Genomic DNA, 20,838 nt, shown 5'->3' with positions numbered 1-20,838 from the left:
TGTTTTATTTTTGAGCCATTAATGTAATCAGCACTATGGGTTTATTTGGCTTTTTTTCAAAAGAGAAAAAAGAAACATTAGATAAGGGACTCGAGAAAACCAAGGATAGCTTCTTTGGCAAGCTCTCGCGTGCGATCGTGGGTAAGACCACAATCGACGAGGACGTTCTGGATGAACTGGAAGATATACTGGTGAGCTCGGATGTGGGCGTGGAAACGACCGTGAAGATCATCAAGCGGATCGAAGAGCGTGTAGCCAAGGATAAATATGCATCGACTGCCGAGCTTGACGGCATTCTGCGCGAGGAAATCGCCGCATTGCTGACAGAGAACAAATCGGTCGATTTTCAGGATAGCTTCGAAACAGAGCATTTGCCGAAACCTTATGTGATTATGGTAGTGGGGGTGAATGGCGTCGGCAAAACGACGACAATCGGTAAGCTTGCCCATCAGTTCCACCAACGCGGTCATAAGGTAGTACTTGGAGCGGCGGATACTTTCCGGGCGGCGGCGGTCGACCAGCTGAAACTCTGGGGCCAGCGCGTGAATGTGCCGGTAATCGACCATGGTATGAACACCGATCCGTCGGCCGTAGCATTCGATGCTTTGAAAAAGGGTGTCGAAACGGGTGCGGATGTGATCATTATCGATACCGCGGGCCGCTTGCATACGAAAGTGAATTTGATGAACGAGCTCTCGAAGATCAAGCGCGTGATGCAAAAAATTATCCCCGACGCGCCGCATGAAGTATTGCTCGTCCTCGACGGCAGCACCGGACAGAACGCCGTCATCCAGGCCCGCGAATTCACGAAAGTGACAGATATTACCGCATTGGCCATCACCAAGCTCGACGGAACGGCGAAAGGCGGCGTCGTAATCGGTATTTCGGATGAATTTAAAATCCCGGTTAAATACATCGGAGTAGGCGAAAAAATGGACGATTTGCAGGTCTTTGATCGCGCGGAATTCGTAGACTCGCTTTTTAAGAAAATAGGATAACAGCCGCTGACAGGGTTAAGTAACCGTTTGGATTACTATCGTTTCAGCGAATATTTAAAAGAGGTATCTTAGAACAAGTTGTTCTCAGGTACCTCTTTTTTATGGAAACACTGATCATTTTTTTAGGCGTATTCTTGCCTGTTGGTTGGGGGATATGGCGGATGGTGCGGCACACCAGGGATACGATAGGCACGAATTCACCGATGAAGGTAAAACGGGTTTATCGAAATGATTGGTGGGGATATTTCGTAACGTTCGATAATGTCATGCTTTGTTTCTTCGGAATCGCGGGCTGCTTTCTGCTCATTGGAGCATTCATATTCCATTTTGTTCCTGAAACGAACGCGTTCATAGGAAGGATATTGGCATTCATATTGGGTGGGTCGATTGTCGGAATGATCCTGAACATGCTTCTGATGGATGCTAATCACTGGAAATACGCGAAGGGTGTAATCATTGAAACGTTCCCGGAAGAGCACGAGCTGGAATTGACTTTCGGTGATTCAAAATTAAGATTGAAAGAAGGCGATATCGAACGAGTGCTGGTCACGAGTAATAATGGCGCTAAAATGCCAGTTACCTATGCGACCTACTACCTCACAAACGGCGACTACTTCATCTTGCCCTACAAAATGCCTGGCGCCTGGGTTGTACAGGAGTATTTCAAGAAAATCCCGACCGAATTCAAGCACAAGCGATTTCCTTTCATTCCATAGTACTTCCTGTCGGTTTTTTTCCGAACTTTGCACCCCATTTCGCCGTTCATTATCAGTCACTTTGATGTGAACCTGGCTCCAAAACATTTAAAGCCGATAGCCGACAGCCGACAGCTCATTACAATGAAAACCAAAGGAATAGTCAAAAATAAAGTCAATATCGTAACGCTGGGTTGCTCCAAAAACCTGGTCGACTCGGAGGTGCTGTACACGCAGCTCAAAGGCAACGGGTTCGCGGTGGATCATGAGTCGAAGAAGGATGATTCGCAGATCGTCGTGATCAATACCTGCGGGTTTATCGACAACGCGAAGGAGGAGTCTATCAACACCATTTTGCGCTATGCCGATGCGAAAGCGGCCGGAATGGTAGATAAAGTGTACGTAACAGGTTGCCTCTCGCACCGGTACAAGGATGAACTGGCGGTTGAAATACCAACGGTAGACGCCTGGTTCGGTACCAACGAGCTTCCCCGGCTGCTCAAAACCCTCAAAGCGGATTACAAGCACGAACTCGTAGGCGAGCGCCTGCTCACCACGCCAGCGCATTATGCCTACCTGAAAATCGCGGAAGGTTGCGACCGTCCGTGCTCGTTCTGCGCGATCCCGCTCATGCGCGGAGGCCACGTTTCAAGGTCGATTGAGGATCTTGTGAAGGAAGCGAAATCGCTCGCCAAACGCGGTACCAAAGAGCTCATTCTCATCGCCCAGGACCTCACCTACTACGGCCTGGATATTTACAAAAAAAGAAATCTTTCCGATCTGCTCCGTAACCTTTCAGATGTGGAAGGCATCGAATGGATCCGCTTGCAATATGCCTATCCGGCGGGCTTCCCGATGGACATTCTCGACGTAATGAACGAGCGCAGCAACATTGCCAGATACCTCGATATGCCGCTGCAATCGGGGTCGACGGAAATGCTCAAACTAATGCGCCGAGGCATTACCCGTGAAAAGACAGAAGCGCTCATCCATTCGATCCGTGACAAAGTGCCTGATATCGCATTGCGCACAACGCTGATCGTCGGCCATCCCGGCGAAACGGAGCCGCTTTTCGATGAAACATACGAGTTCGTTGAAAAAATGCGGTTCGATCGCCTGGGGGCTTTCCAGTATTCCCACGAGGACAATACGCATTCTTTCACAATGCCGGACGATATTGATCCGGAAGTGAAGCAGGAGCGCGCCGATGCCATTATGGAGTTGCAGCAGGGCATTTCAGCCGAATTGAATCAGGAAAAGATCGGCAAGACATTCAAAGTGCTTTTCGATCGCAAGGAAGGCGGCTATTTCATCGGTCGTACCGAGTTCGATTCGCCGGAAGTGGATAATGAAGTACTCGTGCCTGCCAGCCAGTATGTGCGGTTGGGTGATTATGCACAGGTGAAAGTGACGTCGGCCGAAGAATTTGACCTTTACGGCGAGGTGATTTCCTGATGCTATTTCCGGCAAAAGGCGTCTTTGCCTAAATTTGCCGATCATTTGAAAAAGAACAATTTTTAAAAAAGCATGTTACAACGTATTCAAACTATCTTCCTGGCAATGGTCGTCATCGGAATGGGTATTTTTCTCGCCTTCCCGATCTGGTCGAAAGTTGCATTGGCAGGAGGACAAAGCGCCGAACTGACGGCCCTTAAGCTGCATCATCAGATCAACGAAGTGCAATCCAATGTTCAGCCGCTATATTACCTCGTTGGTCTGGCAATCCTGGTAGCGGGTATCGCTGCCTATTCTATCCTGCAGTTCAAAAACCGGGTACTGCAATCGGCACTTTGTGCAGTCAATTCGATATTGCTGACCGTGCTGATGGGGCTCGTGATCTACTTTACCTTCTACAAAACGGCCAAGTTGTTCGACGCGGAACTGCCCGGCAAATATGATATCGGTTTTTACGGATTGGTAGGGGCTATGCTCGCCAATGTTTTTGCGAACCGCTTCATCCGCAAGGACGAACGTGCCGTGCAGCAGTCGAAAAGATTCAGATAATACAATATGTCAGTCTGAGCGAAGTCGAAGACAGTCCGTACGGCACATCGTGCTCACCCTTCGACTTCGCTCAGGATGACATATTGCAAGTCCGCGCTGCCGCGAACGTCTCCTTCCTGCTACACCAACCCCTCCCGCAGCAAATCGTGCAAATGCACAAACCCCAGCGCCTTACCATCTTCCACCACCACCACCTGCGTAATGCTTTTCGATTGCATTACTTCCAGCGCATTCACGGCATATTCATCAGGGGAAACGGTAATCGGTGATGCTGTCATAATATCCCGGGCATGCAGGTCCAGCAGTCCGGCTGCGCCATAGGTTTTCAGCATTCTTCGCAAATCACCATCGGTGATAATGCCCGCCATCAAGCCATTTTCGCTAACTACCGCCGTTGCGCCAAGGCGTTTCGAAGTCATTTCCAGAATTACCTCCTGCAATGTGGCTTGCTCATTTACGGTCGGTAATGCGTTGTGCGGGTAAAGATCGCAGACTTTTAGATAGAGTCGCTTGCCGAGGGAGCCGCCGGGATGGTACCTTGCGAAATCATCGTGCGTGAAGCCGCGTGCTTCGAGCAGGCATATTGCGAGCGCGTCGCCGAGTGCCATCGTTACCGAAGTGCTGGTCGTGGGCGCAAGGTTGAGCGGGTCGGCCTCTGCGGGAGCATATGCATGAAGGGTCAGAATGCAGTTTTTGGCCAGGTAAGAATCCTTGTTGCTCACCATCGCGATCATTTGCACGCCGGTCCGTTTCAACAGCGGCACCAGTACTTTGATCTCAGGCGTATCGCCGCTTTTGGAAATAACGATTACCACGTCGTTGTCCTGGATCATGCCCAGATCGCCGTGGATTGCATCGGCTGCGTGCATAAATAAAGCCGGCGTTCCTGTGGAGTTCAGCGTGGCTACAATCTTCTGTCCTACAATGGCGCTTTTACCCACACCAGAGACAACAACGCGCCCTCCGGAATGTAAAATGGCATATACGCATTTTTCAAATTCATCATCAATCAATTCAATCAGATTACGCAGGGCTTCTGCTTCCTGACGTAATACTTCTTTTGCGGTTGACTGAATATTTTTTATTAATTTCAAATCTGAAACACAGTTTAGAGAGACAAAAAGTCATTATTTATTTCAAAGCGCAAAGATAGGGAAGTTTGGAATAACCATTTTGTGAACAGAGTATGGTACAGCAGGTTGATAAAGTCGTAACAGACACATTGAAAGGGAAGCTTAAAGAAATATTTGGGTACAGCCAATTCCGCGGAGATCAGGAAGTTATCATACAAAATATCCTTCTAGGTAAAAATACGTTTGTGATCATGCCCACGGGCGCGGGGAAGTCTCTCTGCTACCAGCTGCCTGCCCTTGTGAGCGATGGACTGACTATTGTGATCTCCCCGTTGATCGCCTTGATGAAAAACCAGGTCGACCAGCTTACTGCGTTCGGTATCAATGCCCAATTCCTGAATTCCACGCTTACCAAAGCTGAAATGACGCGCGTCAAGACCGACGCGCTTGATGGAAGCCTTAAACTGCTTTACATTGCCCCTGAATCCCTTACCAAGGAAGACAACCTCGATTTTCTGAAAAAAGTACAGATCTCGTTCGTAGCGATCGACGAGGCCCACTGTATTTCGGAGTGGGGCCATGATTTCCGCCCCGAATACCGTCGTATTTACGGGATTATCGAGAATATCGGCAGGCTGCCCATTATTGCGCTCACAGCCACCGCCACGCCGAAAGTACAGCAGGATATTCGGAAAAACCTGCAAATGGAAGAGGCTGAGACGTTTAAGTCTTCATTTAACCGAAAAAACCTCTACTACGAAATCCGTCCGAAGAAGGACGTCAAAAAGCAGCTGATCCGCTATATCCGTAATAACAAAGGCAAGTCGGGCATTGTGTATTGCCTGAGCCGCAAGACGGTGGAAGAGGTAGCAGAGCTTTTGAACGTCAATGACGTACGTGCATTACCGTACCATGCTGGGCTCGATGGCAACACTCGGATGGCTAACCAGGACGCGTTCCTGAACGAAGAGTGCGACGTAATTGTGGCTACAATCGCATTCGGGATGGGGATCGACAAGCCGGATGTGCGTTTTGTAATCCATTACGATGTGCCGAAGTCGCTCGAAGGTTATTATCAGGAAACAGGACGTGCGGGCCGCGACGGGCTGGAAGGTAACTGCCTGATGTTTTACAGCTACGACGACATTCAGAAGCTCGAAAAGTTTAACAAGGACAAAACGGTTACCGAACGCGACAATGCGCGCCATTTGCTGAACGAAATGGTGGCCTATGCAACATTGGGCGTGTGCCGCCGCAGGCAGTTGCTAAGCTATTTCGGGGAGTATCTCGAAAAGGATTGCGGTTTTTGCGACAACTGCAACAAGCCGACAGAGAAACTGAAAGTGCAGGAAGACGTGATCCTGATCCTCAAATCGGTAGCGCTTACCGAGCAACGCTTCGACGCCGACCACATTGCCGATTTACTCACAGCCACCGACAACCAGTACGTAAAAAGCTACGAACACGATCAGCTGGAAGTTTTTGGTAAAGGATTGGAATTGAATGAGTCGCGCGACTACTGGGTGTCGGCAATACGCCAGCTCGTGATCCTGAATTACCTCGAGAAAGACATCGAGAATTACGGAGTTATCAGGTTGGGGGAAAAAGGAGCCAAATACCTGAACGATCCGTACCCGGTCACGCTTCAAAAAGACCACAACTTCGAAGAGGAGGAAGTGAAGTCCGAAGACGACGATAAGGACGCTGTGAACGGAAACGGAAGTGCGCATGCTTACGACGAGGCGCTGCTCGGAATGCTCAAGGCATTGCGAAAAAAGGTGGCGAAGGAGAAAAACCTCCCTCCTTATGTAATCTTCCAGGATCCCTCGATGGAAGAAATGGCCACAACTTACCCTACCACTCAGCAGGAGATGGCGCAGATCAATGGCGTGGGAATGGGGAAGGTACAGAAGTTCGGCCGGCCGTTTATCGAACTCATTTCACGGTATGTGGAGGAGAACGAGATCGAAACGGCGAAAGATGTGGTGATCAAATCCACCGTCAACAAATCCAAGATCAAGATTTTCATTATTCAGCAAGTCGACAGGAAGGTAAGTCTGGACGAGATTGCCGAAGTGAAAGACCTTGCCCTGGCGGATGTGATCGAGGAAGTGGAACACATTTGCTACTCCGGCACGAAGCTCAATCTGGACTATTACATTAACCAGGTGATCGACCGCGAGCGTCAGCAGGATATTTACGATTATTTTATGACCGCCGAGACCGACAACATCGGCGCTGCGCTGAATGAATTCGAAGGCGAGGAAGTCAGTGAAGAAGAATTGCGGCTGATGCGGATCAAGTTTTTGTCGGAACTAGCCAACTAGCACCCCCGGAATACTTGCCGGACAATCAGTATTTTTGAATTTTTAAAACCTGTTATGAACATACTCATCTTGGGATCAGGCGGAAGAGAACACGCTTTTGCCTGGAAAATAGCCCAAAGCCCTCTTTGCGATACCTTGTTTATGGCTCCCGGAAACGCCGGGACTGCGGGCGTAGCAACGAACCTATCCATTTCTTACAACGATTTTGACTCCATTGCCAACGCGGTAATTGAAAATAATATCGAACTCGTGATCGTAGGCCCCGAAGAACCGCTGGTGAACGGGGTGGTCGACTATTTCAATGCGCGGGAAGATCTTTCCAAAGTACGCATTATCGGCCCCGACAAGGCAGGTGCACAGCTCGAAGGCAGCAAAGATTTCTCCAAGCAATTCATGCAGAAATACGGTATCCCAACCGCTGCATCGCGTACATTCACCGCCGAAGAGATGGAAGTAGGTTTGGAATACCTCGAAAACCAGTCGTTACCTATCGTACTGAAAGCCGACGGCCTGGCGGCCGGCAAAGGCGTGATTATTGCCGAGAAGCATTCCGACGCTACACAGGCGCTCCGGGAGATGCTGCTGGATGGTAAATTCGGTAAGGCAGGCAACAAAGTTGTCGTAGAACAATTCCTGAAAGGGATAGAATTATCGGTTTTTGTGCTTACTGATGGAGAGCACTACAAAATTCTGCCCGAAGCGAAAGATTACAAGCGTATCGGCGAGAACGATACGGGCCTCAATACGGGCGGAATGGGCGCGGTGTCCCCGGTCGTGTTTGCGGATGCTAATTTTATCAGAAAGGTAGAGGAGAAGGTCGTTAAACCTACATTGCATGGCCTTCAGAGCGAAGGTATCAAATATGTAGGCTTTATATTTATTGGTTTGATGAATATAAAAGGCGAACCTTACGTGATTGAATACAACGTCCGCATGGGCGATCCCGAAACCGAAGTAGTAATCCCGCGTATCCAGTCTGATTTTGCGATGCTGATGGCCTCGACAGCCAAAGGCACGCTGCAAGACTTTGATTTACAAATCTCACCGCAAGTGGCAGTGACGACGGTAGTGGTATCGGGCGGCTATCCTGAGGATTACGAAAAAGGAAAAGTGATTTCGGGAACAGAAAAAGTGGATGATGTGCATGTGTTCCATGCAGGTACCACTTTTAATGGAAACGCTGAAGTCGTGACAAACGGAGGACGGGTTATGGCATTAACCGGCCTGGCCAATTCCCTCGAAAACGCAGTGCACAAATCACAGCGGGCTGCGCAGGCAGTACAATATGAAGGGAAATATTTCCGGCACGATATTGGCGTGGATTTAATTCGTTATAACGATTGATGAAGCGGAGTAATTATGGGATGTGGATCATGTTCATCCGGGGGCTGCAGTACTAACGGTACCGCCGCAGCCGGGTGTGGAAGTAAAGGAAACTGCGGAACAGGCGGATGCAATAAAATGAATGTTTTCGATTGGCTCAGTCACATGGACGTGCCGTCGGGACAGCGTTTTGATGTAGTCGAAGTCAAGTTCAAAGGAGGCAGGAAGGAATATTTCCGGAATATAAATCAGCTGGAATTCGTCACAGGCGACTACGTGGTTTGTGAAATGGCTTCCGGCCAGCATATTGGAACGGTATCGTTGCAGGGCGAACTCGTGCGTTTACAGATGAAGCGCAAGAATGTCCAGATGAACGACGACCTGCATGTGATCTATCGCATCGCGACGGAGAAGGACCTCGACAAGTACACGCAGGCGATGGCGCGCGAGATGCCTACGCTTTACCGTACGCGTGAGATTATCCGGGATATGAAGCTCAATATGAAGCTTTCGGATGTGGAATACCAGTCGGATAATACCAAAACGACATTCTACTATTCTTCCGAGGAGCGCGTCGATTTTCGGGAGCTCATCAAAATGCTTGCGTCAGAATTTAAGGTACGCATCGAAATGCGGCAGATCAGCCTGCGGCAGGAAGCGAGCCGTTTGGGCGGGTTAGGCTCCTGCGGGCGAGAACTTTGCTGCTCGACCTGGCTCACCGATTTTAAGAATATTTCAACCGCGGCGGCGCGTTATCAGAACCTTTCTTTGAACCCGGCCAAACTTTCCGGCCAATGCGGAAGGCTGAAATGCTGCCTGAACTACGAGCTTGAAACGTACATCGATGCATTGCGGGATATCCCTACGGTGGATGCGCCACTGAAAACCAAAAAGGGCGTTGCTACATTACAGAAGACCGATATTTTCAAGAAGATCATGTGGTTCGGGTTTGATAAGGATACAAACTGGTATCCCGTACCCATAGGAAAGGTCTTGGAAATCATCGAGTTGAATAAAAAGGACATTATCCCCGAATCGCTCGAAATCCTGACACCCGAGCCCGAGAAAGGTGCAGACAGGGCTCCTGGCAAATTGAACAGCGATCTGGAAAACCTGGATAAAAAGTACAGCGACGAGCAGAAGAAAAGGAAAAAGAAAAAGAGCCGGTCAGGCAAAGGCCGCGGAAATGGCGGACCTGAGAATAGCATTGCCGAAAATGCAGGGAATGAGCCCGGAATCGTCAATCCTACCGGAAATGTGCCCTCGAACAAAGGCAACAATCCAAACCAGGGACAGAGAAACAGGGGCGGTAACAACGGCGGAGAGGAACCTCGTAACAAAGGCAACAATCCGAACGAAGGCCAGCGGAACAAGGGCAATAATCCTGGCGGGGAGCCGCGAAATAAAGGTAACAATAATAACCCCGGTGCTGAACCCCGTAATAAGGGTAACAACAACGAGGGGCCCAGGAATAACAACGAAGGGAACAGGAATAACCGTAACAACCGTAACAGGGGACAACAGAAACCTTCCGGTGCTCCTTCGGGAGCCGGACCAAAACCTGAAGGAGCGCCTCCCGAAGGTGAAAACAACGGGTAATACTGTTTCCAACGAATCCAATCGGGCCAGCTCATTCAAAGGCTGGCCCGTTTTTTAGCAATACACTTGTGAAAGAACACGTCGAAAAGCTTTCCGCGCTGAGCCGTAAACCATCGCGCAGGATCATTGGGCTGATGTCGGGCACCTCGCTCGATGGGCTGGATGTGGCGCTTTGCCACGTTGCGGGTAGCGGACCTGAGACGCAGTTGAAGGTGGAGCATTTCAAGACGGTGCCCTATGAGGAAAGTTTCAGGAATGCCGTGCGCGAGATTTTTGCCAGGAGGCAGATCGACTTTCAGCAGCTTTGTTTGCTGAACCCATTCATCGGTCTGCAACACGGGCAGATAATCCTGGAATGCCTTGCCGAGTGGGGAATTAGTGCCTCCGAGGTCGATTTAATCGCAAGTCACGGACAAACTGTTTTCCACGCACCTCAAAAGCAGCATGGAATAGCAGGCTTTCCCAATGCGACCCTGCAAATTGGTGACGGCGATCATATTGCGGTCAAAACGGGAATTATAACCCTCAGCGATTTCAGGCAAAAACACATTGCAGCAGGAGGAGAAGGCGCACCCCTGGCGGTTTACGGTGATTATTTTCTGTTTTCTCAAAAAGGGGAGAACAGGATATTGCTGAACATGGGCGGCATCGCCAATTTTACGTTCCTGCCCGGTAACCTTGATGCGTCGGCCGTTTTCACGACCGATACCGGCCCGGGAAATACATTGATCGACGCATTCACCCGCCAGCATTTCGGAAAGCCGTACGATGAAAATGGCAATATTGCAGCCAGTGGTACGATCGATGACGCATTGCTGAAAGCGCTGAAAAATGCCCCGTTTTTTGAACAGCCATTTCCGAAAACGACGGGTCCAGAAGTGTTCAGCGCCGATTATGTGGTGAATGCCATGCGGCTTTCGGGACGAAATTCGGTCGAACCACAGGATTTGATCGCCACGCTGACCCAATTCAGCGCGGAAACGATCTCAGGAGCTATCCGCAATGCCATGCCGGCAGGAGAAGTATTTGAAGTTTACGCAAGCGGGGGGGGCGCGCATAATCCCACGCTGATGAATGCGATTGGCAGGTTGCTGGGCCAAAATATTCGATTGATCGATGAACTGGGCGTCTCCGGTGATGCCAAGGAAGCGGTATTGTTTGCCGTTTTGGCGAATGAAGCGGTTGCGGGCGAGGCCTTGTACTTCGGTGAAAAGAAAGGTGTACCGGGTGTTTCAATGGGGAAAATCTCCTTCCCCGGTTAAGTAAGGAAAAAGTATTTGAATATATGTACGACATTACTATCATAGGCGGCGGCATCGTGGGCCTGGCGACAGCGCTGAGAATCAAAGAGCAGAAACCCTTGTTAAAAGTGGTTCTGCTTGAAAAGGAAAACGAAGTAGCTAAGCACCAAACCGGCCATAACAGTGGCGTGATCCATTCAGGATTGTATTATAAACCAGGCAGTTTAAAGGCTACAAACTGCATTCGCGGCTACCAGATGCTCATTGACTTCTGCGAGAAGGAAGGTGTTGCCTATGATTTGTGTGGAAAAATAGTAGTAGCGACTACCGAAGAGCAACGTCCATTGCTGCGTAACCTGTTTGACCGTGGAAGTCAGAATGGATTGGTTAACAACCGCATGATTTCCGAGGGTGAAATGAAGGAAATAGAGCCGCATGTAAAAGGGCTTGAAGGCATTTGGGTGCCTTATACCGGCATAATCGATTACAAAACAGTTTGTGAAAAATATGCGGAGAAGTTTCGGTCACTCGGTGGCGAGGTGGTTTTCAGCGAGAAAGTAACAAATGTAAAAAACCGCAATACGTATTCGGAGGTGGTTACGGCTACCGGGAAGGTTTTTGAAACAAAACTGGTCGTGAATTGCGCCGGACTGTATTCCGATAAAGTGGCGCAGCTTACGCAGCCTGAGAATATCAATGTCCGTATCATCCCTTTCCGCGGGGAATATTATAAGATCCGTCCCGAGAAGCATTATCTGGTCAAAAACCTTATTTACCCCGTTCCGGATCCAAACTTTCCGTTCCTGGGCGTGCATTTCACGCGCATGATCGAGGGCGGTATCGAAGCGGGACCGAATGCGGTTTTTGCGTTCAAACGAGAGGGGTACGGCAAGCTGGATATCAATGTGCCGGAGATGCTGGAATCGCTCTCCTGGCCGGGTTTCCAGAAAGTTGCGATAAAATACTGGCGCACCGGTCTGGGCGAATACTACCGCTCATTTTCCAAAGCAGCATTTACGAAAGCATTGCAGGGCCTGATCCCCGAAATCCAGAGCGAAGACCTCATTCCCGGCGGCTCCGGCGTACGCGCACAGGCTTGCGACTACGACGGCGGTTTGCTGGACGATTTCTCCATTATCGAAAACAAAACGGCCATTAACGTATGTAATGCGCCATCTCCCGCGGCTACCTCGTCCCTGTCCATCGGGCAGACGGTTTCGGAAAAGGTGCTGTCACGGTTTTAATAGATATCGTTGATAAACGAAAGGGGCCATTCCGAACGGAATGGCCCCTTTCGTTTATCAACGATATCTGGTTAAGCCTTCTTGGTTTGCGCAACACCGAAGGTTACCAGGTGGATCAGTGCGAAGATCAGGGAGAAATAGTAGATTCCTGTATCTGTACCTTCTGTTTGCAAATGGTGGAAATAGGCGATGACAGCGAGCATTACAGCCAGCACAATACCTACCAAAGCCACAGTTTTGCTGCCTTTCGCAATGGATGCCGGCAACCTGTTCGACAGGAAGCTGTTTTTGATGCCGTAAAACAAATACACATCAAATCCGATGATCATCCACACAAACAGACGAATCCAGGTATCCAACGGCAGGAACGCCATCATAAAGAAACAGGTGAATACACCCAGGATCGGAACGAGCGGTACGAGCGGTGTTTTGAAAGCACGCGGCGCGTCAGGCATTTGCTTGCGCATCACGATGATACCGATACAGACGAGTATAAATGCGAACAATGTACCAATACTCGTCATCTCACCTACCACACGCGCAGGCACGAATGCAGCGAAAAGGCTTACGAATACCAGGAACATGGTGTTGTTTTTAACGGGTGTCTGGTATTTAGGGTGTACCGCCGAGAAAACGCGCGGCAACAAGCCGTCTTTACTCATACTGAAAAATACACGGCTCTGACCTAAAAGCATGACCAGGATCACGGAGGCGTAACCTGCGAGGATCGCAACGATAATCGCGCGGTTCAGCCATGGGTAGTCGGGGTGGATAGCGCCGCTGGCGTCAGGCGTACCCATTGACTCGATCGCCACCGCAACCGGTGCGATACCGTCCTGGCCTTTGAATGAGGTGTATGGCGTTACGCCGGTCATAACGTGGGCAAACAGGATATATAGAATGGTACAGATAACCAGTGACCCGAGGATACCGATCGGCATGTCTTTTCTGGGGTTTTTGGCTTCCTGCGCGGCGGTACTCACGGCGTCGAAACCAATGTAGGCGAAAAAGACGATCGCGGCGGCCCGTATGATCCCGCTGAAACCGTATTCGCCAAATTTACCCGTATTGTCAGGAATGTAAGGTACGTAGTTCGATTCGTTGATGTATTTCCAACCCAGGACAATGAAGATGATCACAACGGCAACTTTCAGGCCCACGATGACACCGTTCACCGTTGCGCTTTCCTGCGTTCCTTTCATCAGCAGCAAACTCATCAGGATAACGATGAAAATAGCGGGGAGGTTGATTATCCCGCCATCCCACGGGCCGACTGTCAGGGCCGTGGGTAAATGCACGTCGAAACCCTCACAGAACTTGACTAAATACCGGCTCCAGCTGATACTTACCGTGGCTGCGCCCACCGCATATTCCAATACAAGGTCCCAGCCAATGATCCAGGCGATAAATTCGCCCATGGTGGCGTAGGAATAGGTGTAAGCACTACCGGCAACGGGAATCATCGATGCAAACTCAGCATAGCAAAGGCCGGCGAATGCACAGCCCAATGCCGCTACGATAAAGGAGATGGTGATAGCAGGGCCAGCCTGGTTCGCGGCTGCTCCCCCCGTGATGGAAAATAGACCTGCACCGATGATAGCCCCAATCCCGAGCGCAATCAGGCTTCCCGGCCCGAGCGTGCGTTTGAGCTGGTTCCCCTCACCGGAGGACTCCTGCATTAGTTTTTCAAGTGGTTTCTTAATCCAGAGTTGACTTGCCATATATTGGGTTCGTTGTTGTAGAAATGATGGTTCTGATAAAGCTAAAAGAAAATTTGCTAACTACGTATAGACGCCAAAGAAAAAGAGGGTAAGTACAAAACTTACCCTCTTTTATTCTTTAAAATTAAGCCTTAACTTTTTTCGTCGCCGCTACCGCCGTAGCATCTGCCGCTACCGCCACCGCCGGTTCATTCTTCTTTGAACGTTGCAGCAGGTCGACCACGATAGGTGCCGCTACAAAAAGGGAAGAATAAGTACCTACGATCACACCGAGCAGCATACAGAAGGTAAATCCGCGGATCACCGCTCCGCCGAAGATCATCAGGACGATCAATACGAGGATTACCGAAATACCGGTTACTGCCGTACGGCTCAAAGTACTGTTCAACGCGTTGTTGATAACGGTCGACAGGTTTTGCCCGCGTGACTTTTCATCGGCCAGGTAATCACGGATACGGTCATAAATTACGACGGTATCGTTCATAGAATAACCAATCATGGTTAGGATCGCACCGATGAATGCCTGGTCGATATCGAGTGACCATGGTAACCAGCCGTTGAACAACGAGAAGATCGCGAGGATAATCACCACGTCGTGTGCAAGGGACATCACGGCACCGTACGAGAATGCTACGCGCTTAAAACGGATGAGGATGTACACGAAGTTAGCTGCCAATGCAAGCAATACCGCGTAAACCGCGCTCCACAAGGTGTCTTTCGCCATGGTAGGACCCACTTTGTTCGAGCTAACGATCTTGGCAGGGTTGTTGGCGATTTTCTTGGTTCCTTCAATAATTTTCAATTCTGCTTTCTGATCGGCTTCCGGAGTCGTGTCTTCAATCAGGTAGGCAGTAGTGATTTTTACCTGATCCTGTCCACCGAAAGTTTTTACCTCCGTAGTAGAGCCAAGCACTTCGTCCATGTTGGTACGGAGCGCATCCGCATCCACATTGTTTTCAAAACGAACCACATAAGAACGCCCGCCTTTGAAGTCGATACCCAGACCGAAACCTTTGAAAATGAACGAACCCACACCGATCGCGATGATGGCCGCGGAAATAACGTAGAAGCGACGACGTTGCGATACGAAGTCGAAGTGGTTATCCTGGAACCAGTTTTTGGTCAGGGTATTCGTGAATGCGAAGGTTTTGCCGTTTTTGAGTTTTTGTTCAAGCAATAAACGGGTAATGAAGATCGCACTGAACAATGAGGTTAAAAGACCCAGTACGAGGGTTGTTGCAAAACCAAGTACCAGACCTGTACCGAATGTGTAGAGGATAATACCTGTCAAAAGCGTCGTTACGTTCGAGTCGATGATCGCCGTGAGAGAGTGCTTGAAACCGTCACGGATCGACTGGGCAAACGGTTTTCCGCCAGCCAATTCGGTTTTAATACTTTCATAAATCAGTACGTTGGCATCCACCGCCATACCGATCGAGAGCACGATACCCGCAATACCCGAAAGCGTCAGTACGGCTCCGAGGGAAGCCATTACCCCCAACAGGAAGAACAAGTTGATCAAAAGCGCAATATCAGCAATCCAGCCAGCCTGGTTGTAATAGGCCACCATGAACACGAGTACGATCAGAAGACCTACTGCCGAAGACCACAAACCGTCGTTGATCGCCTCAGCACCCAGTGAAGAACCTACAACGGCTTCTTCTACAATGTGCGTCGGAGCTGGCAGTTTACCTGCTTTCAGCACGTTCGCCATATCTTTGGTCTCTTCCACTGTGAAGCTACCCGTGATGCTGGAATTACCATTCGGGATTTCACCTTGTACGGTTGGAGCCGTGTAAACCAGGTTATCGATGATGATCGCTACCGGGCGGCCTACGCTGCGTGCAGTAAGCGAACGCCATTTGCGGGCACCTTCTCCATTCATTTGCATCGTTACTTCCGGACGGCCGCGGTCGTCGTAGTCGTGGTTTGCATTCACGATCACGTCGCCTTCCATAGCCGCTTCTCCATTGGTTTTCTTAATGAAATACAACGGCAGGATCAACTGGTTACCACCTGCTTCGGTGCCTTTGCGGTCCCACATAAATACGAGGTCGGCAGGGAAAAGCGAGCGTACTTCGGGGCGGCTCAGGATTTGGCTGGCGCGCGCAGTGTCTTTCAGATATACGCCAAGGCCTTGTGGCATCGGTACGAAAAGGCTGGTTAATGCAGCACTCTGAGCCGCCAATGCAGCGGAGTCAGTCTTAGTAGTATCCGATTTTTGCGCCAATTGGGCAGCCAGGCCACCTTCTGTTGATTTTTTAGTAGTGTCGGTAGAAGCAGTAGCGGCACCAGGTGCAGCGGTTTTCTTGGCCGCTTTTTCAAGCTCAGCCTGCTGGGTCAGGTACCGGCCGAGACCTTCGAGGCCTGCTCCGAGTTCCTGGGTCAGGTATACTTCTGCAAATTCCAGTTTCGCAGCACCGGAAAGCAGGCGGCGAACACGCTCAGGGTTATCCACACCGGGAAGCTCAACCAAAACGCGGTTCTGGCCAGGCAGGCGCTGAATGTTTGGGTTGGTTACACCGAATTTGTCGATACGAGCCTGGGTGATCTGGAACGCGCGATCGATAGAACCGTCGATCTCCGTGTTCAGCATTTTGATCACGTCCGAATCCGACGAGTTGCTGTTGATCTTGCCACGGTTGGCGCTTGTAGCGAACACCGAAGCGAGGCTTGTATTCGGCGCAGCTTCTTTATATGCAGTTACAAAACGGTTGATAAACGTGCTGTTGTTAGCAGATTTATCCTCACCCGCTTTTTTCAACGCATTCTGGAATGCCACGCTGCGTGCGTTGCCGCCAGCCATCCCTTTCAGGATGTCGGCAGGGGCTACTTCCAATACTACGTGCATACCTCCCTGCAAGTCGAGGCCAAGGTTCAGTTCGCGCTCCGTTACTTCTTGCAAAGTGTGGCCGAGGTAAACCTCTTCACGCCACAGGGAGTCGATGTAATGTTGTTTTTTGGTCAAATCCACCTCTCCTTTCGCATCGGTCGCATAGGCTACGGCCTTGCTTTTGAAGTTGCGCGACACAAAAGTGAAGGACAGATTATAGACGCTAATAAGGGCGATGACGATCGTCAACGCGATTATCCCGTTCTTGTTGGTCATTTTGTAATGAAAAATTTAATTGAAATGCTTGAAATACAACTGGAAACAACCCTGCTGGAAAAGTGAAATGGCACAGGCTTTCTGAGAAAATGCGTACTTGCGGACCTGCTCGGCCCGCTCACGCATTACGGAGCGTTGGTGACGATGAATCTGCCGAAAACCCGCTGGAAATGCGAGACCAGGAATACCGGTTCGGTGAATGCGGTCCGGACAACGAGCTTTTTGGCAACGAAATGCCAGACAGGCTGTGGTAAAAAATACAGGTATTGGTAAAAATCGAAGGAAATAGCGGGCGTAATGACCGCATTCAAACTGAGCGCACTTACCTCGGGTTGATCCGACTGGCTGGGCTGGGTATTGGCTTTTTTAGCCAGGTCTTTGGCAATAACCCCCGCTTTGGCACCTTGAAAAGCGCTCCGATCCGTATGATCCGACCATGACCGCGCCCCCGCCACCGTCAATAACATGACGGCTAGCATTAAGCTGATGGCCTGGTTAATCACTCGTACAGTCTTCACTTTCAGATTCGGGATTTCATTGAAACCGCAAATTTGATTCGAAAAAACCAGAATCGCAAGATAAATTTCCGGTGAGACAATGTTACTATTCTGTTAATAACTTGTGTTTTGTGTGTGTTTTAAGCTGAAATGGCACTTTCTGATTACTTTCTATAAGCGAATGATAATCAATTAAATAAAAGATATGGCAGAAATGCGGCCGGGAACGCTAGCCCGCTGCCAGGGTAGCGTAACCTAACGGAACGGAGAAGCCGTCGTCGGAAGCGATGGTCAATGCGGACGTTTCAACGGGCAGTTTTAGTGAAACGGCAAAATCGTATTCTACGGGTATAAACCAGCCCAACAGCCAGTTTACCAGCAGGTCAAAATTTTTGTTGTGCAGGTATTTGGCAAGATCCGCCGGGGTCGGAACTTCTATATCGATATTGATTTGCGGTAAATAGGTGTCCAGTTCGCCCCCAAGCGAGGTATCCGCACCCAGTAAGGCATCGCCCATACCGGCACTGGATTCAAAATGGTATTTCAAACCAAAAACGGTTTGGATGGTAACAGACAGTCGTAATGCAGCCGAGCTGATCTCAGCAGCTTTGTCGAGATTGCCGCGGTTTTGAGCGACCATGGGAAGAAACGGCAGCAATTGCACGAACACGCTTTCGTCGAGCGATGCGGGTGCCTGCCAGAATGCTTTCAGTTCTCCAAGCAAGCCTGAATCCGGGCCAAGCTCCCAGGCACATTGTTCCAGGCGCGCGAGGCTCACCCGGTTGAGGAAAAACTCCTGTTCCAAAGGCAGAAAGAACAGCCTTGATTTCTGCTCCTTCTCGCGTTGCAGGCGGATCTCATCGACTTTCTTTTTGACCGTATTTAAACTGGCCGATGAGGGCAAATGGAAGAGCTGCTCCGGCAAATGGTCGTAAATCCCGCTTCGGTTCGATTCTATCACCCGGCCCTTAAAATTTCCCAATTCCAGTTCGCGTGTGCTTTCGATGTCATGATGGCTGCGCCTTTTGAAGTCGCCAAGCGGCCGGAAAAGGATTTGCCCGGGCGGGATGGCGTCTTCGAGCCAGGCGCTTGCGATGAATTCGGCTTTCAGGTCGGGTCGGGGTTCCATTTGGTTAAATGTCAGAAGTAGTCAGGAGTCAGAATAGTCAGGTGTTGTCGGGAATAGTCAGGAGTTGTTGGGGATTGTGGTTACCTGGATGGGGTACATGCCGGTGGAGAGGCGGGTGACTTTCAGTTGCAGCATTTCGCATTCGCGGGCCCAGTCTTCGCCCGTGCGTATGGCGGCAGGCGTAAGGCCGATCTGCAAACAGCGCACAAAGCCCTGCCCGGGCATTTTTCCTGGCATGAAATGCGGTTTTACCTGCACTTTCCGAAGCCGGTCGCCCAGCTCGGCTGCGCAGAATGCGCGGACATCTTCCAGTGTCACGAGGCGGTTCCGCGTGATGATGTTCTTCCTGAGCTGGTTCACATAATCCGTTTCGTCTGGCCTGGCTTTTCCATCTGCCGACCGCGTAAGCATCGCAATATCCCCCCCGCTTACGCCCGAGGCCGCATACGATTGCAGGCGCGTACCCGCGGGAATGCCATTGGCTTGCTCGGCCAGCGTACTCCAGTATGAAATGAAAAGCACATCGGGGTTCTTGTCACCCCGGATAACCAGGAACGGCTGCGCCGTGGTTTCGCTGGCTTTTTTGACGCCCAGCTTTTGCTCAATGCGCGCCATATTCTGGGCTACTTCGCGGAGAATGGAAGCGAGGAAATCCTCGCCGATCGCGTTGAAGGCGGTCACCTCGTCGCGCAAAAGTTCGAGGAGCTGGTACAGCACCGCACGCGCGTCACGTTTGTCGAACCGGCCGATACCCTGCCTGCGGAGCGTATAGATCCTCGGTGTACCAATGGGCGTAGCGACGCCCGGCGTAGTTTCCTCGTCGGTATACAGGTTTTTTTCGGAGGCAGTGTAAGCCTGATTTTTTTGGTTAATAACACTTTGAATACCCATAAAGGCATCACCGGTGGGTAATGCAATACCATTCAAGCCGGTTTGGAGGCGGTAAGTGATCTTGTTAAGCTGTTTGTTCTGAACCGGGAATGCGTTCAATGCGATATTCATTTGGTCAAATCCTGCCGCCGGAAATATGGCGGGCCATGTTACCCGGATCCATACCAGCGGTTTCTTCAGCGTCTGCAATGTCCGGACGTCGAACATGCCTTCAAATGCCCCGGGGTAAGGTTCGGCTTTCATTTTTCCCTTTTCCCAGGAGTCGTCGCTATGAATGCGCACGAAACTATCCTGATATATAAGGATGGAATCGTCGATCGCTCCGTCCTGCAAGCCATTCAGAACAGGTAACTGCTTGCCATTACCCGACCAGCGGGTTGCCGGCAAAAACTCCCGGTACTGGTATTCCGCAACGTCGCCCGCCCAATCGAAATAGAAGCGGAAGCCATCCCACGACGTAATGCCGGGATCGACTTCCAGTCCGAGCCAGATACTTTGCTCGCCTCCGGGTTGTGGCAACGTTTTGGCAACCAATGTTTTCCCGCCTTTTTCCACAGAAAACAACCCTTGTGGTGTCGCATATTGCACAATAGTCGCATTGACAAGGGGAAAACGTCCGACAGGTGCGAAATGCGCTTCGGTGGTTTCGCCCTTCCGGGCATTTACGCGCTTGCCGGTGAGCTGGTTTTCCGGTTCGATCCAACCCAGCGGTTCCTGCGGGCGCGCCTGTACGATGGCCACGGCTGGCCGCGGGCCGTTATAGGTTTCGGGTGAAAGGATCTCGGCAAGCCGGGTCATGAGACGGAGCTCGGTCTGTTCGATTTCCTGTCCTACCTTTTCAAATTCCACCGAACAAGCCTCCACCAGCAGCTTCACCAGCGGATCAAAGTGATCGGCCTGGGCCTCGTCGATGCCCCAAAGCTCGGCGCAGCGTTTGATCAGCCTGCGCGAGATGTGTTCTTTCGTATAGCTCAGTGTGTCGGGCAT

General features: G+C 50.5%; 15 protein-coding genes. 9 read left to right on the top strand and 6 right to left on the bottom strand.

What is annotated here, in order from left to right; all coding sequences use genetic code 11:
- Positions 1 to 35: 35 nt before the first annotated feature.
- The 4 genes from ftsY (at position 36) to AAHB90_RS18995 (ending at position 3,697) form a co-directional block, all read left to right on the top strand.
- Positions 36 to 998, top strand: a complete 963-nt coding sequence (ftsY, locus tag AAHB90_RS19010) for a signal recognition particle-docking protein FtsY (RefSeq protein ID WP_342086783.1) — start codon at positions 36 to 38, stop codon at positions 996 to 998.
- Positions 999 to 1,099: 101 nt separating this feature from the next.
- The gene (locus tag AAHB90_RS19005; protein WP_342086782.1) at positions 1,100 to 1,714 is read left to right on the top strand and encodes a hypothetical protein; all 615 of its coding nucleotides are present in this window, start codon (positions 1,100 to 1,102) and stop codon (positions 1,712 to 1,714) included.
- A gap of 123 nt (positions 1,715 to 1,837) precedes the next feature.
- Positions 1,838 to 3,148: a 30S ribosomal protein S12 methylthiotransferase RimO gene (rimO, locus tag AAHB90_RS19000; RefSeq protein ID WP_342086781.1), complete on the top strand. Its 1,311-nt coding sequence runs from the start codon at positions 1,838 to 1,840 to the stop codon at positions 3,146 to 3,148.
- A gap of 72 nt (positions 3,149 to 3,220) precedes the next feature.
- Positions 3,221 to 3,697, top strand: coding sequence for a DUF4293 domain-containing protein (locus AAHB90_RS18995; protein ID WP_342086780.1), 477 nt, complete (start codon positions 3,221 to 3,223; stop codon positions 3,695 to 3,697).
- Positions 3,698 to 3,816: 119 nt separating this feature from the next.
- Here the strand turns inward: AAHB90_RS18995 and AAHB90_RS18990 are convergent, their stop codons facing one another.
- Positions 3,817 to 4,791, bottom strand: coding sequence for a KpsF/GutQ family sugar-phosphate isomerase (locus AAHB90_RS18990; RefSeq protein WP_342086779.1), 975 nt, complete (start codon positions 4,789 to 4,791; stop codon positions 3,817 to 3,819).
- Between the two features lie 92 nt (positions 4,792 to 4,883).
- On the opposite strand from AAHB90_RS18990, the gene recQ reads away from it, so the two are divergent.
- The 5 genes from recQ (at position 4,884) to lhgO (ending at position 12,504) form a co-directional block, all read left to right on the top strand.
- The gene (recQ, locus tag AAHB90_RS18985; RefSeq protein ID WP_342086778.1) at positions 4,884 to 7,097 is read left to right on the top strand and encodes a DNA helicase RecQ; all 2,214 of its coding nucleotides are present in this window, start codon (positions 4,884 to 4,886) and stop codon (positions 7,095 to 7,097) included.
- A gap of 54 nt (positions 7,098 to 7,151) precedes the next feature.
- A complete protein-coding gene (gene purD / locus AAHB90_RS18980) occupies positions 7,152 to 8,441 on the top strand; it encodes a phosphoribosylamine--glycine ligase (RefSeq protein ID WP_342086777.1) in 1,290 nt (429 codons plus the stop codon).
- 117 nt (positions 8,442 to 8,558) lie between these two features.
- Entirely contained in the window at positions 8,559 to 10,019 is a 1,461-nt protein-coding gene (gene ricT, locus AAHB90_RS18975; RefSeq protein ID WP_342086776.1) for a PSP1 domain-containing protein, read from the top strand.
- A 68-nt stretch (positions 10,020 to 10,087) separates the two neighbouring features.
- A complete protein-coding gene (locus AAHB90_RS18970) occupies positions 10,088 to 11,281 on the top strand; it encodes an anhydro-N-acetylmuramic acid kinase (protein ID WP_342086775.1) in 1,194 nt (397 codons plus the stop codon).
- Between the two features lie 23 nt (positions 11,282 to 11,304).
- Positions 11,305 to 12,504, top strand: coding sequence for an L-2-hydroxyglutarate oxidase (gene lhgO / locus AAHB90_RS18965; RefSeq protein WP_342086774.1), 1,200 nt, complete (start codon positions 11,305 to 11,307; stop codon positions 12,502 to 12,504).
- Positions 12,505 to 12,575: 71 nt separating this feature from the next.
- On the opposite strand, the gene AAHB90_RS18960 is transcribed toward lhgO, so the two are convergent.
- The 5 genes from AAHB90_RS18960 to AAHB90_RS18940 form a co-directional block, all read right to left on the bottom strand.
- A complete protein-coding gene (locus AAHB90_RS18960; protein ID WP_342086773.1) occupies positions 12,576 to 14,225 on the bottom strand; it encodes an amino acid permease in 1,650 nt (549 codons plus the stop codon).
- A 124-nt stretch (positions 14,226 to 14,349) separates the two neighbouring features.
- Positions 14,350 to 17,334: a protein translocase subunit SecDF gene (gene secDF, locus AAHB90_RS18955; protein WP_342086772.1), complete on the bottom strand. Its 2,985-nt coding sequence runs from the start codon at positions 17,332 to 17,334 to the stop codon at positions 14,350 to 14,352.
- 125 nt (positions 17,335 to 17,459) lie between these two features.
- On the bottom strand, positions 17,460 to 17,852 hold the full coding sequence (locus tag AAHB90_RS18950) for a hypothetical protein (RefSeq protein ID WP_342086771.1): 393 nt from the start codon (positions 17,850 to 17,852) through the stop codon (positions 17,460 to 17,462).
- A gap of 208 nt (positions 17,853 to 18,060) precedes the next feature.
- Positions 18,061 to 18,960 carry a hypothetical protein gene (locus tag AAHB90_RS18945; RefSeq protein ID WP_342086770.1) on the bottom strand — a complete coding sequence of 300 codons (900 nt, stop codon included), beginning with the start codon at positions 18,958 to 18,960 and terminating at the stop codon, positions 18,061 to 18,063.
- A 57-nt stretch (positions 18,961 to 19,017) separates the two neighbouring features.
- A complete protein-coding gene (locus AAHB90_RS18940) occupies positions 19,018 to 20,838 on the bottom strand; it encodes a type VI secretion system baseplate subunit TssF (protein ID WP_342086769.1) in 1,821 nt (606 codons plus the stop codon).

This window comes from Dyadobacter sp. OTU695 (assembly GCF_038440355.1).
Classification (GTDB): Bacteria; Bacteroidota; Bacteroidia; order Cytophagales; family Spirosomataceae; genus Dyadobacter.
This window is presented reverse-complemented; position numbering and strand designations above follow the sequence as displayed.

Coding starts and splice junctions, on each gene's coding strand:
- ftsY (WP_342086783.1), top strand. CDS start 36: ATGGGTTTATTTGGCTTTTTTTCAAAAGAGAAAAAAGAAACATTAGAT.
- AAHB90_RS19005 (WP_342086782.1), top strand. CDS start 1,100: ATGGAAACACTGATCATTTTTTTAGGCGTATTCTTGCCTGTTGGTTGG.
- rimO (WP_342086781.1), top strand. CDS start 1,838: ATGAAAACCAAAGGAATAGTCAAAAATAAAGTCAATATCGTAACGCTG.
- AAHB90_RS18995 (WP_342086780.1), top strand. CDS start 3,221: ATGTTACAACGTATTCAAACTATCTTCCTGGCAATGGTCGTCATCGGA.
- recQ (WP_342086778.1), top strand. CDS start 4,884: ATGGTACAGCAGGTTGATAAAGTCGTAACAGACACATTGAAAGGGAAG.
- purD (WP_342086777.1), top strand. CDS start 7,152: ATGAACATACTCATCTTGGGATCAGGCGGAAGAGAACACGCTTTTGCC.
- ricT (WP_342086776.1), top strand. CDS start 8,559: ATGAATGTTTTCGATTGGCTCAGTCACATGGACGTGCCGTCGGGACAG.
- lhgO (WP_342086774.1), top strand. CDS start 11,305: ATGTACGACATTACTATCATAGGCGGCGGCATCGTGGGCCTGGCGACA.
- AAHB90_RS18960 (WP_342086773.1), bottom strand. CDS start 14,225: ATGGCAAGTCAACTCTGGATTAAGAAACCACTTGAAAAACTAATGCAG.
- secDF (WP_342086772.1), bottom strand. CDS start 17,334: ATGACCAACAAGAACGGGATAATCGCGTTGACGATCGTCATCGCCCTT.
- AAHB90_RS18945 (WP_342086770.1), bottom strand. CDS start 18,960: ATGGAACCCCGACCCGACCTGAAAGCCGAATTCATCGCAAGCGCCTGG.
- AAHB90_RS18940 (WP_342086769.1), bottom strand. CDS start 20,838: ATGCCCGACACACTGAGCTATACGAAAGAACACATCTCGCGCAGGCTG.